At 51.3% G+C, this 16,789-nt stretch carries 14 protein-coding genes; 13 read left to right on the top strand and 1 reads right to left on the bottom strand.

Features of this window, described 5'->3' with window-relative positions:
• Window positions 1–15 precede the first annotated feature (15 nt).
• Window positions 16–603 (bottom strand): SRPBCC family protein, encoded by a 588-nt coding sequence (locus tag JMJ16_RS24530; RefSeq protein ID WP_201385754.1) that lies wholly within the window; start codon window positions 601–603, stop codon window positions 16–18.
• A 1,157-nt stretch (window positions 604–1,760) separates the two neighbouring features.
• Here JMJ16_RS24530 and JMJ16_RS24525 point away from each other — a divergent pair.
• The 13 genes from JMJ16_RS24525 (at window position 1,761) to JMJ16_RS24465 (ending at window position 16,558) form a co-directional block, all read left to right on the top strand.
• On the top strand, window positions 1,761–2,312 hold the full coding sequence (locus JMJ16_RS24525) for a hypothetical protein (RefSeq protein ID WP_201385752.1): 552 nt from the start codon (window positions 1,761–1,763) through the stop codon (window positions 2,310–2,312).
• A gap of 19 nt (window positions 2,313–2,331) precedes the next feature.
• Window positions 2,332–3,159, top strand: a complete 828-nt coding sequence (locus tag JMJ16_RS24520) for a slipin family protein (RefSeq protein WP_201385750.1) — start codon at window positions 2,332–2,334, stop codon at window positions 3,157–3,159.
• A 254-nt stretch (window positions 3,160–3,413) separates the two neighbouring features.
• Window positions 3,414–4,148: a response regulator transcription factor gene (locus JMJ16_RS24515; protein WP_201385650.1), complete on the top strand. Its 735-nt coding sequence runs from the start codon at window positions 3,414–3,416 to the stop codon at window positions 4,146–4,148.
• Window positions 4,149–4,827: 679 nt separating this feature from the next.
• Window positions 4,828–5,379: a hypothetical protein gene (locus tag JMJ16_RS24510; RefSeq protein WP_201385748.1), complete on the top strand. Its 552-nt coding sequence runs from the start codon at window positions 4,828–4,830 to the stop codon at window positions 5,377–5,379.
• A gap of 89 nt (window positions 5,380–5,468) precedes the next feature.
• Window positions 5,469–7,382 carry a PAS domain-containing sensor histidine kinase gene (locus JMJ16_RS24505; RefSeq protein WP_201385746.1) on the top strand — a complete coding sequence of 638 codons (1,914 nt, stop codon included), beginning with the start codon at window positions 5,469–5,471 and terminating at the stop codon, window positions 7,380–7,382.
• A 21-nt stretch (window positions 7,383–7,403) separates the two neighbouring features.
• Entirely contained in the window at window positions 7,404–8,201 is a 798-nt protein-coding gene (locus JMJ16_RS24500) for a hypothetical protein (protein ID WP_201385744.1), read from the top strand.
• A gap of 128 nt (window positions 8,202–8,329) precedes the next feature.
• Window positions 8,330–9,391, top strand: coding sequence for an acyl-CoA desaturase (locus JMJ16_RS24495; RefSeq protein WP_201385742.1), 1,062 nt, complete (start codon window positions 8,330–8,332; stop codon window positions 9,389–9,391).
• Window positions 9,392–9,611: 220 nt separating this feature from the next.
• Entirely contained in the window at window positions 9,612–10,232 is a 621-nt protein-coding gene (locus JMJ16_RS24490) for a pentapeptide repeat-containing protein (protein ID WP_201385740.1), read from the top strand.
• A 1,076-nt stretch (window positions 10,233–11,308) separates the two neighbouring features.
• Complete coding sequence (locus tag JMJ16_RS24485; RefSeq protein WP_201385738.1) at window positions 11,309–11,527, top strand: tyrosine-type recombinase/integrase; 219 nt, start codon at window positions 11,309–11,311, stop codon at window positions 11,525–11,527.
• A gap of 502 nt (window positions 11,528–12,029) precedes the next feature.
• Window positions 12,030–13,076, top strand: coding sequence for a peptidoglycan bridge formation glycyltransferase FemA/FemB family protein (locus JMJ16_RS24480; protein WP_201385731.1), 1,047 nt, complete (start codon window positions 12,030–12,032; stop codon window positions 13,074–13,076).
• A 41-nt stretch (window positions 13,077–13,117) separates the two neighbouring features.
• Window positions 13,118–13,687 carry a hypothetical protein gene (locus JMJ16_RS24475; protein WP_201385730.1) on the top strand — a complete coding sequence of 190 codons (570 nt, stop codon included), beginning with the start codon at window positions 13,118–13,120 and terminating at the stop codon, window positions 13,685–13,687.
• 167 nt (window positions 13,688–13,854) lie between these two features.
• Complete coding sequence (locus tag JMJ16_RS24470) at window positions 13,855–16,068, top strand: ATP-binding protein (protein ID WP_201385728.1); 2,214 nt, start codon at window positions 13,855–13,857, stop codon at window positions 16,066–16,068.
• A gap of 244 nt (window positions 16,069–16,312) precedes the next feature.
• The gene (locus JMJ16_RS24465) at window positions 16,313–16,558 is read left to right on the top strand and encodes a PLDc N-terminal domain-containing protein (protein WP_201385726.1); all 246 of its coding nucleotides are present in this window, start codon (window positions 16,313–16,315) and stop codon (window positions 16,556–16,558) included.
• The last annotated feature ends 231 nt before the right edge of the window (window positions 16,559–16,789 follow it).

The raw sequence follows: 16,789 nt of genomic DNA, 5'->3' as shown, positions 1-16,789 counted from the left end.
TTTTCCTCCTCTCGTTCAGATGCCACTCTTTTCTCTCTCTCTCTCTCGCAGATGCACTGGAGACATTTTCGGATCATCCTTCATTGCCGCCCGTTGTCTCTCCGTCGTTTCCCCTCTTGTGAATGCGCTCTCTTGATGAAACAGGTAGTGCGACGACATTGGATCCGATGTTTCCTGAGGGGCCTCCTCTACCATTCTGGTGAAGTTCTGCATCTCCTTTTCCAGCACGGTTTGAAAATGGCTATCTATTCCCAGCCATTCTGCCATTCTCCCAACGATACCCATCGGAGGGTCATGGTGGATGAAGACATCTACTACTGTCTGCTCAGCTCCTAAGGGCGTAAACTTGATCGTACCTCTATTCTGCAACCCCTTTATTGATCTCCAGCCTACCTGCCGCTCAGGAATCCAGTTCTCATTCACAGCATCCCACTCTTGTTTTCCTGCTACCTGTACAACCCAATGGCTACGTTGAGTGTCATAGTACGTCACCTCCCGAACGGAATGCATATACTTTGGGAAATCATGAAAATGTGTAAAGAACGCATAGGCACTCTTTACTGATGTAGGTACAAGTACCGTCACATGATGCTCACCCATCATTCCCTCCCTCTCACGTTACCAACACAACAATGAGCTGCCCAAAGGAGCAGGCCCTGCACCGTTTTGGTGCCATACGCGTGCTCTGCTACAGGGCGCATCTCTTTACACATCCAGCTTTTAGACATGATGAAGTGTGAGTAGTTTTCCTGGCTGAAAAATCCGAAGCCAATGTTGTTTCTTAACAGAATCAGTTGAGTAGTATATCTTACCTTCCCCACTCGACCAAATTGGGGCAACGTCTTTTGGAGTTGCCCCAAAAGGACCGCAGTATTGTTCTTGAGCAAAGGGATAGGAATGAAGAATAATCCCTAATTTCTTTCGTTCACCGCTCATAGGTCGCTGTGAGCCATGTACGCCCGAAGATATCCCGTCCCGCTACTGTAACAAGAGACCAGTTGCCAGCCTCGTTCTGTGTGACGTTTCAAGTCATATTCATGCTTCTGATACGATGAATGAAACGGGCCGGGCCTATAACTCTTTCCTTCTTGCTGTGATATGGCAGGTTGTGACATTGCTTTTTCCTTCTCACCCGTAAACAACCCGGGTCTTTTCTTCTGAACTCTACCGTTGTCGTTAAATAGACATCGTTTCCCTCCTCCAGGCTTCCCGCTTCATAGTTCCATTCTATCTTATTCGCCTGCCCAGGATCTGGGGATATTCTATTTAATAGTTGAATTTTTCATAAAAAGCAATGAAATCAAAATATCATAAATTAGATATATATTTGTATTTTTCTCAAAAATAGTGTATACTAAAAGCAGCCCATAGAGCTTTTTATGAGTCAAGCCGCTCACACTATGTCCCTCGTAACTACTAACGTTCTGAGCGTTCCTCTCTCCATTCAGCAAACATGATTGCCACAATGGTCGTGTTCGCGCTCTCGCGTTTGTGCCTCCTCTCTTCCTTCAGGCATATGCATCTGGAGGCAAACCATACAGGATCACATGATTATGCGACTCTTCATTCTCCCCTTGCTCCTCTTCGTCCTCCTAGTGTATCTTCTCTGGTTCAGGGAAATACAGGACCGGCGCCAACGAGCCCACCAAGGGATAGCGACACAATCTCTTCGATAACACAGTTTCAAGAGTCTGCTCCAGGTTGATATGCCTTCAGCAGAAGAAGCGCTCCTCTGGTTTCTCGCAAGAAAGGCAACTCCTATGAGCACCATTCAAGAAACACATTCACCACTCAAGGTGGTGAGAGACTCACCACCGGATGAGCATCCAGAAACAGTCGTGACCGCGCAAGGCGTCTCTCCATCTGGACAGAGCTCCTCTGCGAGAGAAGATAGTGCAAGCCAAGGCAACCTCGTAGAGACGCTCATGCCGGAGAGGCATGCTCCAACGCAGTGGGTTTACCCGGCATGGCCGACATCTAAGCCCGGTCCGCCGGTGACCCCCCTTCCTCCAGGGCAGAAACCGCACCCAAAGCGCACTGATCAGATGGTGTATGACTGCTATGACCAGGAGCGAGGAAGACCATGCGTTGCTTCTGCAACCCAGGTGATGCGGAAAACGAGAGCCAGAACCTACCGTCCTGATGATCCCTTCTTAGAGGTGATCTCTGAGGCTGGGGTAACGGAACGCTGGCGTGATGATGGCAACGCCTCCGAGACCGAGGCCATAGGGCGTTGGCTCGACGATGGCGGCACATCTGATGCCGCGTTTGAGATGGGAAGCTTTTCACCTCACCACAATGTACAACGCTAACGCCATCAGGAGGCTTGTCATGAATCTTTTTGCCATGTTTGTGTATGGTGTCATCGTGGCTCTGCTAGTGTGGGTCGCGTTTTCTGCGATTCGCGTGGTGCAGCAGTATGAGCGCGGCGTGGTTTTCGTGTTGGGACGTTTAATCGGAGCAAAGGGTCCCGGGCTCATCTTCGTTCCCCCGCTCATTTCACGCGTGAGTAAGGTCGACTTGCGAATTATCACGCTGACCGTGCCCCCGCAAGAGGTCATCACCCGTGATAATGTCACGATCAAGGTGACGGCAGTCCTCTACTTCTACGTCGTCGATCCCATTGCGGCTATCGTCAATGTGATGGACTTTCACCAGGCAACCACGCAGATTGGTCAAACGACCTTGCGCAACGTCCTCGGTCAATCGGAACTGGATGAGCTATTGGCGCAGCGCAACAAGGTCAACCGTGATTTGCAAACCATTATTGACGAGCAGACGGAGGGATGGGGCGTAAAAGTGACCGCAGTTGAGATCAAGGATATTGAGTTACCTGTCACGATGCAGCGTGCCATGGCCAAGCAGGCGGAGGCAGAGCGCGAGAAGCGCGCGAAGGTGATTCATGCTCAGGGAGAATTACAGGCCTCGACCCAGTTGGCTCAAGCCGCCGAAATTCTTGGCTCACAGCCTGCCGCGCTACAACTACGCTACCTGCAAACGCTGACAGAGGTCGCGGTGGAGAAGAATTCGACGATTATCTTCCCGCTACCAATCGACCTGATTGAACCGATGTTAAAGATGACACACCAGAAGGCGGACAGGGCAGTACGTGAGCCACCCAACGATGTTCCTCTGAAGGAGTTCTCTCTCCCGCGTTAGATGACTGCTGGAAGTTGTCGTTGTCATGGAAGCAACGCCCCTCAGATGCTGTGATGGGTGTGCGGTGAACGTGCATGTTTTGACTCTATTGAGAACGATACAGGGGTATCGTTTCAAGCAAAGGACGAGATCATGAGAGTTGCAAAACTTCTTCTGGGAGCTACTCTTATCCCAAGAGGCCTTCTTGTAGGGCTGATTGTGGGGTTGGTCGCTAGCTTTCTTGTGAGCCGGCTGATAGATAGGGAGCAGACCAGATGAAAATACTGGTTATTGATAGTGACTGTGATTTGGTGGAAATGCTCGTAAGTTGGCTCAAAACACTTGGATATAAAGTCTATTGGGCGTATACTTGCGAGCAAGCTAAGAGTGAATGGTTGGAGCAGCAGCCAGACCTCGTCATTGTGGATCCAGTACTAAAAGGCGTCGATATCCTGGGTATGTGTGAGGATCTACGTACGAAGCATGATACGCTTGTTTTGGTGATCACAGAGGGCAAAAATGTGCAGGATGAAATACGATGTTTGGAGTCAGGGGTCGATGATTATCTACGCAAACCGTTCTTCCCTTCACAATTACTGGCACGTATTCGGGCTGTAAGTCGACGCGCGCGTTCAACATTGGAGCGTCGCCCTTCTTCGGTGTTAACGGTCGGACCTGTGTGTATTGATTCGCTGCATAATGAAGCGAGAATTCGTGGAAAAGCTGTGCATTTGACGCCGACAGAGAGTAAGCTACTCCATCTGCTCGCTATGAATGCCAATGATGTTTGCACAGCCGATCAAATCGTAACCCATGTATGGGGATATGATGGCGATGGTGATACCTGTCTGGTCAAAGCACATATACGCCATCTCCGCCAGAAAGTGGAACTTGATCCGAGTAATCCACACTCTATTCTCACCGTGACTGGCGTTGGCTATACGTTGATACGCCCTAAAGAAGAACAACAGAAGGTGAAAGAAATTGGTCGGCCAGTGCGTGTTGGCTGAGTGTAACCTGGTGGATCAGCTAGCAATTGAGCAACAGTAGGGAGGCAGAGATGATAGAGAATGAGGGGAGAGAAAGAAGGAAAAGAGCAATGGCTCGCCCCCAGAAATATCCCCTGCCCCCCTTGAGCGAGCCGGAAGAGCGTGAATTGCGTCTTCATATGCCCAGGATCTGGGGATATTCTATTTACTAGTTGAACTTTTCATAAAAAAGCTATGAAATCAAAATATCATAGCTTAGATATATATTTGTATTTTTCTCAGAAATAGTGTATACTAAAAGTAGCTCATAGATCTTTTCTTGAGTCAAGCCTCTCACACCATGTTCCTTGTAACTACCAACGTTCTGAGCGCTCTTCTCTCCACTCAGCAGACATGATTGCTACAATGGTCGCGTTTGCGCTCTCGCGTTTGTGCCTCCTCTCTTCCTTCAGGCATATGTATCTGGAGGCAAACCATACAGGATCACATGATTATGGAACTCTTCCTCTTCCCCTTAGTGCTCTTTGTCCTCCTGATCACTCTTCTCTGGTTCAGGGAAATACAGGACCGGCGCCAACGAGCCCACTGAGAAAAAGCGACACAATGTATTCGATGACACTGTTTCAAGCGTCCGCTCCCGGTTGGCACGCCTTCAACCGAAGAAGCGCTCCTCTGGTTTCTCGCAAGAAAGGCAACTCCTATGAGCACCATTCAAGAAACACAGCAGCCAGTCAAGGCGATGAGAAACGCACAACCAGATGAGCATCCAGAAACAGTCGTGATCGCGCAATGCTTCTCTCCATCTGTGCAGGGCTCCTCTGCGAGAGAGGGTAGTGCAAGCCAAGGCAACTTCGCAGAGACGACCATGCCGGAGAGGCATGCTCAAACTCCGTATGTTTACCCGGCATGGCCGACATCTAAGCTCGGCGCGCCGGTCACCCCCCTTCCTCCAGGGCAGAAACCGCACCCAAAGCGCACTGATCAGATGGTGTATGACTGCTATGACCAGGAGCGAGGACGACCATGCGTTGCTCCTGCAACCCAGGTGATGCGGGAAACGAGAGCCAGAACGTACCATCCTGATGACCCCTTCTTAGAGGTGATTTCTGAGGCTGAGGTAACGGAACGCTGGCGTGATGATGGCAATGCCTCCGAGACTGAGGCCATAGGATGTTGGCTCGACGATGGCGGCGCATCTGATGCCGCGTTTGAGATGGAAAGCCTTTCACCTCACCACAATATACAACTCTAACGCCTCTCAGGTGCTGCCACGAGTGTGCCTCGAAAGAGCCTCTTTCTGGCAGTTCCCAGGTGTGAGAAGCGAAGAAAGAAGAGCTTGCTATGGAAGAAGCAATAGTGAGAACGGTATTGGTAACGCAGAAACTCGAAGCGTTTGAGCGGCTACAATCCGAATTTGAGGCAAGTCTTGGCTTCATTCAGGACGTACATGGGCAGCGGCGCTTCTCAGCATTTCCTGTTGCTGAAACTGTCCACTATCTTCATGCCCTCTGGATCTGTGCATGTAAAGACCACCTCCTGAATGTCTCGACGCACAGCCGACGATATGAGGGGAACATGTGCTTAGGTCTCTTACAGGGTTGGCAGGAGGGAAAGACGGCTCCAGTGGTGGCATTCCTCGAGCGAAAATTGGATGGGTTAGCTTTTACTGGTCTCACGCGCAAAATCGAGAAGGCTGCAACTGTTCTTCCTCCTCATGAGGATCTGGCACAGCGCCTTGCCCATGGTCGTCTCGTCTTGCTGAATCGGAGAATGAACTTGCTGCGAGCCTTAGATGCCATTTTCGCGCTGTCAGAGCATGATTTGTTGCAGGAAGTGCATGCTGCCAGTGTGTACTATGGGCATACCCCTCAGCAAATTGAGCAGCAACGCGCCGAACAAGACGATGTTCGTTCCTCTTCTGTCCTCCATCCGCTCCTGGCACAACGGAACATGGTGGTGATGAATACAATTGGTACCCATGTCATAACGCAGCAAGCCGCTAGAGGAAGAGCGCGTTTTTGGAGGGTTGTAACACCAATGGATCCTTCGCGTCCCTTTGCTGAGTATCTTATGAGAACATATCAGGAACAGACGTCACGCTCGCAGAACGTCCAGGTGCAGGGAGATCTCCTTGCGCAAGCCCACGATGCTATCATCATCCATAGCCCAGACGACCGTATTCTCGTCTGGAACCAGGGGGCGACTGCGCTCTATGGATGGACCGAGCAGGAAGCTATTGGGAAGGATATCCACACCCTTTTGCAGACCTGCTTTTACGCGTCGCGTGAGGCGGTCGCTCTCGTCCTGGCCACACGTGGACACTGGCAAGGGCAACTCACCCAGACGTCGCGCGATGGAAAACGCTTGATCGTGGAGAGTCGCCAGATCTTCGTGCCTGCGAAGGCTGGTCAAACAGCGGTCATCGTGGAGATGAATCAGGATGTTACCGAGCGGGAACAGTTCCTGCAAGAACAAGCCGAAGCGAGGGCACGTGAGTTAGCCTTGCAGGAAACAGCACGCCAGATGGATGCGTTTCTCGGCATCGCCAGCCATGAACTCAAAACGCCATTAACCTCCATGACAGGGAATCTTCAACTCGCACAACTCCAGCTCACACGCCTTCAACAACAGGGAACAACGTTCGACGAAACCACGGCCCAGGCCCTCACCACGGCTCGGAGCTTGCTTGATCGTGTCGAGCGCCAGATCAAGAGGCAAAATCGATTGGTCAATGATCTTCTTGATATCTCGCGTATCCAGACGAACCAATTCACCCTGCAGCGTACCCGGTGCGACCTGGTCAGGATTGTTTGCGAGGTGGTTGAAGATCAGCGCATCCTTGCCCCTACGCGTACGATTCGCTGGCATACCCTGGTTCCCCAGGCAGAGGTATGGGCCGACGCGGACCGTGTTGGACAGGTGGTCAACAACTATCTCTCCAATGCGCTCAAGTACTCTGAAGCCGACACGCCGATAGATGTTCGCTTGGAGCAAGAAGAAACAATGGTATGCGTATCAGTGCATAATCAGGGGCCAGGTCTCTCTGAAACACAACAGCAGCAGGTCTGGAAAAAATTTTATCGGATAGGAGAGATTGAAGCGAAACGTGGATCAGGGATGGGCCTGGGCTTAGGTCTCTATATCAGCCAAACACTTATTGAGCGCCATGACGGGCGGATAGGCGTCGAAAGCACTCCTGGAGAGGGATCAACTTTCTGGTTTACGCTTCCGTTCGCTCCTTTAGAACACATATAACGAAGGGCGAAGATGATGATAATGACTACCCCATTTTCTGAACAGCAGAGCGAACAATGGCTTCTTGAGAGGACATATCACGCACAATTGCGCGATGGTCGCGAGCTTTCTGTTCCTGACTTCACACGGGCCATGAAGCAGCTCACTGATGTCGACGCTCCTCTTTCGTCGCAGTCCTGGAAATCAAAGCTACCGGAGCGGTTGCCTGCCAAGAAGAGTACCAACGTTTCCATCCCCATCTCCACCTGGAGGGAAATCTCACCAGAAGAAGCAGGTACCAGCTACCAAGAAGGATGCCCTGTCTTGCTCTATGGCGAGCATCGGTGGGAGCATTTGAAAACAGCCTCTGAGACATGGAGGCCAAATAGAAACGTGTACACTCTCATTTATGGAAATGCCAAAGTAATGCCGGAGGTCGTCTCTGGGAGTGAATATGCCGTCTACTATCTCGACCCCAAACGAGGCCATGCTGCCAATGCTTCCTGGAGAGCCTGGTTCTCTTTGGACGTTGCCACGCTTCTCAATGGCAGCACGCACCGTAATATGCTCTTCCTTCGCCCATGTATGCAGTTTCTTTATACGACCTATTACACCGTGATTGCTGCTGATGGGCAAGTCCATGAGTATTCAGACAGGGCCAGGGCAATACAGGGGTATGCTCTCCTGGCATCACAGGAGGCGCATGACCGGAGTGATCTCCACAGCATCTCCCCCCAATTCTGCTACTATCATGAGATCAGATGCCCAGATGGTGTCTACCGCATCGAATTTTTCGGACCTCGAATGAATGAGCAGGGATACAACGTCCATAAGGGATGAGTTTCCGCAGAATGAACAGCTCTTCCCAAAGAGCACGACATGCTAGCAGCAATGCTAAGCTCTCTATTAGTGTCCCCTATGCCCTGGAACGCAGGAAGCATTCCATACAAGAATCAAGGACAATTCCCATGCACCAGACACTCTCTCCCTCGCATATGCCACCACTGACGTCTTCCTCCCAGGAGACATCACAGGGAACGTATGCTGAATTAAAACACATGTTGAAGCAACGAGGGTTGCTGGAGAAGCAGCCAACGTACTACATCTACCGGATTGCCCTGCTCTGCGCTATGTTTGGACTTGGTGTGCTCTTCCTCCTCTTTGTCCACGTCTGGTGGCTCCAACTACTGAATGCCACCTATCTGGCGTTTGTCTGGACGCAGATTGGCTTACTGAGCCATGAAGCTGGACATCGGCAGATGTTTCATCACGCCTGGCAACACGACCTCGTGAGCCTCATCGGGGGAGATTTGCTGATTGGCATGAGTTATGGGTGGTGGCTTGAGAAGCATAATGCACACCATAGCCATCCCAATCAAGTAGACACCGATCCCGACCTTGCGATCCCTCTCCTCGATTTTACTGGCACAGCCGACCTTGCTAAGATAGGGAGGGTCAGGCAAGTACTCGTGAAATATCAGGCATGGCTCTTCCTTCCCGCATTGCTGACGGTCGCTCTAGGACTTCAGTATAATAGTTTTACCTTCCTATTGCACAAGAAGGCGAGGTATTATGCGCTCGAATGGGTTCTGATGCTTGCACACGTTGTGGTGTACCTGGCCTGCGTGTTCATATTGCTCCCTTTCTGGCCGGCCTTTCTGTTTGTGGTGGTGCATCAGGCTCTCACCGGGCTTTATCTCGGAGCGATTTTCGCGCCCAATCATAAAGGGATGCCAGTGCTTGAGAAAGAGAGTGCCATGGATTTCCTGCACCGGCAGGTGCTGACGGCTCGCAATATCCATGCCCATCCCGTGACTGATTTTTGCTATGGGGGCTTAAATTATCAGATTGAGCATCATTTATTCCCGAGTATGGCTCGTAACCAGTTGAAGGCAGCCCAACCTATTGTCAAGGAATTTTGTCAGGCATATGCCATTGCCTATCATGAGACAAGTGTCTGGCAATCCCTGACAGAGATCTTGAGCCATTTACATCAAATTGGTGCTCCGCTACGACGGATAACGGCTTAAGAGCAAAGGAAGCCAGGACGAAGCTGATGCCGGTGAACGCTGGGGATACCTCGTCCAAGATCACCCCAGACGCTTCATCGCCGCCTGCGCCACTGGACGCATCGGCGACAATCTCGTCGAGCTGAGATGGTCTCGTTCTCTCTGGTGCATTTCTTCTTTCCCTATGTCAGCCTTCAGAAATATGTAATCGATGCAATAAGTAGAACCGCAGGTGAAGTACATGGTCAATCAATCCCCTCTTGAGCGTCTCGCGGAAGGCAAAACACTTTGGAATACATGGCGACACGATTATGCTGAAATACAGGCATTCGAGCCAGAGCTTCATGGCGTTGATCTCCACAAAGCAGATCTCACGGGATTCGATCTCCACGAAGTCGATCTGACTGAAGCCAATCTATGTGAAGCAAACTTACGAGGGGCGGACCTCCACGGAGCGGACTTGCGCAATGCCGATCTCAGAGGAGCCGATCTCAGTAACGCGAATCTCATGAAGACACGGATGTATGGGGCAGACGCACGCGGTGCTCTCTTCCATAACGCAAACCTGATGGGCGCTGACCTCAACAATACGGATCTGCGCGGCGTGGATTTCTCTGGAACCATCCTCGGCAAAGCGAGGTTTCACAAAGCGAATATGGCTGGAGTCGACCTTCGTGAGGCCAACCTTGACAAAGTGGACCTACGAGACGCAAACCTCGACAGAGCTATCTTTCGCAAATTATTCCCTGAGCAGGCACCCTTACCAGACGGTGAGCGTGGAAAAAGAGGCCTCAAAACCTCGCTGAAAGCTGAAAAAAGCAGATCAAGACACGCCACCATTCAGAACGACCCTGCGGCATAGTTGGGATCCCGACAGAAAACCCCTCAAAATTCCGGTGTTTGGTGTTGACCCACTTTGGCAGAGGCGATTCTATCGCGATACTCTGTAGAGTCTGATACCGTTGGACGCAGAGAAGTTGTGTCAGAAGGATTCCCTCCTCTTGATGAAGGTAAGCGTATAGAACCTCACGACAGAGAGGAACTATTGAGTAACATCCATGGGTTGTTGAAGAAAAAGGGAATAGCGGCCACCCTGTAACCAGGTTCTGGAGAACAAAGAGGGAGAGGCGGAAGTGAAACCACATCCCTTCAGCCTCTTTTGTGCTCTTGCTATGAACGCTTCACCATTGGTAGGGATCTTCTGGTGAGCGACTGCGTCTCTCCCTTTTCACAAGAGATCGTTTGTGCACTCATGGCTCTCTTCGGCCTCGGCACCTACCCAATAGGGGCAGCTCCAAATTGGATGGGCATCAAGGATCAGGAGGGACAGACATCTCTTCTCAAGAATCTCCTGTATCAGGGAGAGCAAACGCTCTACATCAAATGGCTTTTCCATTTCCGCGAGAGGTCATATATCTCTTGAAAGAGTCCACCAAATATAATCAGCAGAATATCTGCCAGTGGCGTTATTGAGTACTGGAGCTGTAACTCCTCATGCCTCAACTCATAAGGAAAGGAATGAAGCAGGCAGTTTGGCTCTCAAACTCAACTGCTTTCGTCCAATGGCATGGGTCATGGCCAAAATGCAAGGCACACTGGTCAGTACCCGTAACCAAACTGTTGAGGAGGTTTTCACCAAATGGTTGCTGTATCGTGTTCAGCCTCGTGTCCGCGAACGAACCTATAAGGGCTACCGCGGGCGTGGTCAACAGGCATATCCTTCCTCACCTTGGTTCCCTTCAGTTCCAGAGGCTCCACCCAGAGCACTTGCAAGAGCTGTATGAATTGAAACGGAAACAAGGGTATGCTCCTCGGGCCGTTCGCCATCTGCATTGTGTGATACATCAAGCGTTGAACGAGGCTCTCTTTTTGCAGCATGTTTCCCACAATATTTGTACCCTTGTTCATCCTCCGAACGTTCCCAAGGAAGAAAGCCATGTGCAGGCACTCACAGTTGAGCAAGCTCGGCGCTTTCTGGCTGTTGTTCATGGTGACGCGCTAGAAGCCTTGTATATGCTGGCATTAACCACAGGAATGCGCCAGGGAGAATTGCTTGCCTTGACCTGGGATGACATCAATTTCACAACTGGGCACGTTCATGTGCAGCATGCTCTCAACCGTTCTGATCAAGGTCTTCAGGCTACCACGCTCAAATGAGCACATGGGGACACAAGGCACTATCATCGTACACATGTCTTTGGGATGCTCTTCCAGATATACACGTATTTCTGTTCATGATCATATTAGAATAGAATATGTTACCTACAGGAAGTCCAACCCGATCTATCCCCATTACGAGCCCCATAGAGCGAATGCCTATGGGGTTCCCCCCTTACAGAAACAGGCATGGAGGATGTAGAGGCATGCCTGATGCCTCTTCCATTTCACTGATGTCACATGTGCTGTCACATGGAAGCACCTCCACACATGTTGACAACAAACGCATGTATTCTTCCAGCTTCTAGCGATGACTGAGAATGCTGAGGTTGGAAGCGTTTCTCTCGTTTGCCTCTCTAACTCAATATATTGCAGTTTGTATTATAGCATGTGTAACTTTAGCTCTGGGCGCCCTGCCATAATAAGCCTACTCCCTCGTTCAACATGGTATGATAGGTAATACAGTTGGAGTTTTTGTGTTGGGAAAGTTGGTGCGCTTACCATGTCATCTCTTGTTCAAAGGTATACTTTGCGCCCCCTTGCGTCCGCTGATGGTTGGCAATGGGAACGCTTTGTGGCCGAACATACCTATGGTCATCTCCTGCAAAGTTGGAACTGGGGAGAGTTGAAAACGTCGCCGAACTGGCGCCCTCTGCGCCTGGCGCTCTTTGATGAGCAACAGCGGATCGTCGCGGCCGCGCAGGTCCTGCAACGCACGGTTTCGCGTGTACCTGCACGCCTGGGACACCTGGCATATATCCCTCGCGGTCCAGTGCTCGATTGGTCGCAGCCAGAACTATGCGAGACCTTTTTTACACATTTGCATGCCTTCCTGCGCCAACAGGGGGCCATGGCGCTACGTGTAGAGTGTAACTTGGAGGCTGATTCGCCAGCAGGTTCTTGGGCTCAGAGCTATTTTGCGCGTACCGGAATGGAGTCTGTTCCTGCAGTGCAGCCTTTGCGCACGATTACCCTGGATGTGACACCTTCAGAAGAGACGCTGTTGGCGCAAATGAAGGAGAAGTGGCGGTATAATGTGCGCCTGGCACGTAAGCGTGGTGTGACGGTGCGCGTCGCGCAAACACTAGAAGATGTCGATACCTGGTATGCCTTAATGCAGACGACCAGTGAGCGTGACAGCTTTGGGATCCATACGTTGCGGTACTACCAGCGAGCCTGGCAATGCTTTCATCCAGATGATCACCTGCGCCTCTTCCTGGCCGAGCATGAGGGGCAACTCCTGGCAGGCATCTTTGTCTCGCTGTATGCGCGCGAAGGGATTTACATGTATGGCGCTTCAAGCAATGAAAAGCGTCAGCTCATGCCCAATTATCTCTTACAGTGGGAGGCGATTCGCTGGGCCAGGGCCCACGGAGCCGTAAGCTATGATTTCTGGGGTATTCCTGACACAGACAATGAAGAAGAGGCAATGGCGGGTGTATACCGTTTCAAGCGCGGTTGGGGTGGACGTATTGTACAATTTGTGGGAGGCTACCAATATAATTATCATCCTCTGGCCATGAAGCTTGCCAGCCAATTTATCTCATAATTCTAATGTATTTTGTACCCATCAATGAGTCTGGGAGGGCCATGATTTCACTACCTTTTGCCCTGGAAACTGCCCTGGAGCGCCAAATTGCTGAAGACCCCGAGTGGCAGACCGGTGTGGAATGGGGGATACCGCGAACCGGTCATCTTGAGGGACCCGTTAAATTTCATATCACCGATGTGCTTGCGAATATCGAGCGGCAACAACCTCCATCGGCCGCGCAGGAGCGGTGTGCACTTCGTCTGATTGCATTGACCCATGATGCCTTTAAATATCGCGTGGATGAATCACGCCCTAAAATTGGTACCAATCACCATGCCTATATCGCGCGCAAATTCTCTGAGCGTTATATCCATGATCCTGCCTTGCTAGATATTATCGAACTGCACGATGAGGCGTATAATAGCTGGCGCCTGGGCGCCCGTAAAGGTCGGTGGCAGCACGCTGAGGAGCGGATCGATCTCCTATTGGAGCGAATTGGCTCCTCATTGCCCCTGTATGCCCGCTTCTTTCTCGCCGATAGCCATACCGAGTCCAAGAACCAGGATCCCGTGACCTGGTTTCGCGATGTGCTCCAGAGGCGTGGCTATACCTTCCCTTTCTGGCGGTAGTGGTGACCTACACACCACTGTCGCCTCTCTCCCCACTAATGAAAAATTCGCTTTCCCTTCATACTGGTCATTGTTCTCCCTTATTTGTGTTGGGCTTACACTAGAAGTATAGATACTTCTCGATAGGATGAGCCTATGCCTGGGCAGGCATGCAGAAAGGGAGACAGATGGCACAAAGCAGAAAATGGGAGCGTGGAACCCGCAGCCAGAAGAAAAGCGCTGTCGCGCCTTCTTTGACTACCGCTGTAGAGCATCCTACATTTACAGATGAGGCCTCTCGCTTCCTCGTTGAAACCATGGATCAGGGGGCGCTCTGCTCCGATGAGCAGGGACGTATCTTGATGGTAAATGAGGCAGCCCTCACCATGTTAGGCATGACGCGCGAGCAATTGTTAGGGCAGACAACGATTGACCCGTTGGGTAAGGCGCTTCGTGAGGATGGAACCCCCTGTCCGTTGGAGGCACAACCGGCGGCGCTGGCGCTTCAACAGGGCAAGCCTGTACGCGATATGATGCTTGGCTGCTTCAATGAGTATGAGCAGAGCTATCGCTGGCTTATGATGAGTGCTATCCCACAAATTCGTCCCGGTGCGCAGAAACCCTCTCGTATTTTTACCCTGTTTAGTGATTTCACTCCCTATGCTTACGTGTTCGATACTCTGTTGCGGCAGGTTGGTCTGACCGAAGGCGATAGCAAAGAGCGCCTGCAAGAGTTTGAGGTTATTTTTGAAACTGTTTTCCGTTGCATCTCCATTTACGATCCGCAGGGACATATTAAGCGCTTGAGTTTTCCGCTCCAACGTGCCTTCCAGCTCTCGGCTGAGGAAGCGGGCCAGCAGACGCTGCAAGCCCTGAGTGAGCAGTTTCAGTTTGAGGATGAGGAGGGGCATGTTCTTGCGCTGGAGCAGTGGCCCATGATGTGTATGTTGCGAGGCGAGATACAGAAGAATCGCGTGGTCAGCATCCGCCCCAAGGATCAACCCGAGCAGCATCCTATGCATGTGACCATGTCTGGCCTACCCATCCACGACATCCGGGGAGCCATTGTGGGCGGGGTCATGATTTGTATTGACGTGACGGATCAGCGGGGGGCTGAACGCTGCTCACAACGTGCCTTGCAAGCCTTGCTCACCATGGCCGAGGCGATGGTGACGGAGCCTCAAGACACGGGGACGCTCATCGCACAGGCCACAAACGTGGCGCAGCCTCTGGAACGTTTCACCGAGGTTGAGCGTGGCCTGGCGCAACTCCCGCTTGGCTTGCTCGATTGCTCCTGTGTTGCTATCTTGCTCTTAAATGAGGAGACGCAGCTCTTATCCCCCGCCATCGTCTTGAGTCCTGCCTCTGACCTGGAGCTGCTCTGGCGTAATCGGCTTGAGGGAGCTTCGCTGCATGCCCTCCTGGGAGGTGACGAGCAAATACGGCGTTTTTACCAGGGCATACCTCTTGAGCCAGCTACAACGCTCTTTTATGATCAGCCATCCTATAAACTGGTTGCGCCCATCTCCCGCTATCAGAAGCTGAGGGGCGTACTACTTATTGATTATGGCGCTCAAGAGCCGCTCCTTTCTGGTGAAGATGACGCACTGATTCTGGGTGTCGCGCGCCTGGCGGCGCTCCTCGTCGAACGTGAGCAGGCGCAGTATGAGCGCGATCACGCGGTCGCCGAATTACAAAAGAGCAACGCCAGGTTAGAGTTGACCAATCGCATGAAGAGCAATCTTGTCTCTATTGTGAGCCACGAATTTCGTACCTCTTTAACGGACATCCAAGGCTTTAGTGAGATCTTGCAGCGTAATGAGCTAAATCTCTCTGAGGTCAGAGAATACGCGACCGATATTCGCGAGGACGCGCAACGCCTGGTAAGCCTCATCAATGATATGCTCGACCTGGATCGCCTTGAGATGGATCATATACAGCTCCACCTTAACTGGTTTGATCTTAACGCGCTTATTAATGAGGCGGCTGCGCGAATGCGTCGCCATACGCAGAAGCATACCTTACGGCTACAGCTCGCCAGGGCGCTCCCGATTCTCTGGGGAGATCGCGAGAAGCTCATGATCGTCCTGAACAACTTATTGGATAACGCGATCAAATACTCGCCTGATGGAGGCGCTATTACAGTCGTGAGTGAGTTAGAAGATCTCTTTGTGCATATCAGCGTGAGTGATCAAGGCGTTGGTATTCCTCCCGAGGAACTTGAGCATGTCTTTGAAGGCTACAAGCGCCTTCCCTCTGGTCCGGCAATGGTTGAGGGGCGTGGCCTGGGGCTTTCTATTGTGCGCGAGATCATCCTGCTCCATGGCGGCAAGGTCTGGGTGGAGAGCGCGCAAGGCAGAGGGTCGATCTTCCATTGCACATTGCGCACCGCTTCAATGTAAGGGGAAGGCTTTGGGAGGATGCAGGGGTTAATCCAGAACGAGAGGAAGAGAGAAGGATGTCCAGGAGCGTGTTTTGCGATGATGAACTCCTGGCGCTTATCGCCTTTCTCTGCAACGAAGGTGTTGCGTAGCTCGTATAGTAAGTAGCCAGGCGCAAGCGGCGCAGATGTATGTTTATGATAAAAAAAGTAAGGTTATGTATACGCTATAAAAACCTGTGTATCACAAAAAGGAGATTTCAGTAATGATGAGTGGACATAGAGGTTGTTTCTTTAATACGCTGTTGTTTCTTGTCTGTGTCTTCGTACCCCTGCTAGGACACGTTATCGAGACCGTGATGATTCTGGAAGATGAGCACTCTCCAACTGGAAAGCTGTTATGGTTGCTGATCGTCTGGCTACTGCCCTTTGTGGGTCAGTTCCTCTACCTGCTCTTTGGGCAGCGTCCACCTTCTGGCAACTACGTGAGATTCGCTCAGCCCAGCTATTAGGTAGCGTTATCCCTAAAGGCTAGACAAGGTTCCTATCGTCTTGGCCAGATGACTATGATACACAAAGGGAGCGGCAGTCCTGCTGCTCCCTTTGTGTATTGCTTACACCAAAGATTGGCTCTTCTATTTTTGATATATTGGCCTATGCATTGTTCCTGATTGGCTGGTATAGTTAAAAGAAAGCAGGTGTGTATAGTCTGTTTACAGGGGAGATTGGTGTCAACCAATGAA

Source organism: Ktedonobacter sp. SOSP1-52, from assembly GCF_016587395.1.
The sequence above is the reverse complement of the archived record's forward strand: the minus strand, read 5'-3'. Positions and strand labels throughout refer to the sequence as shown.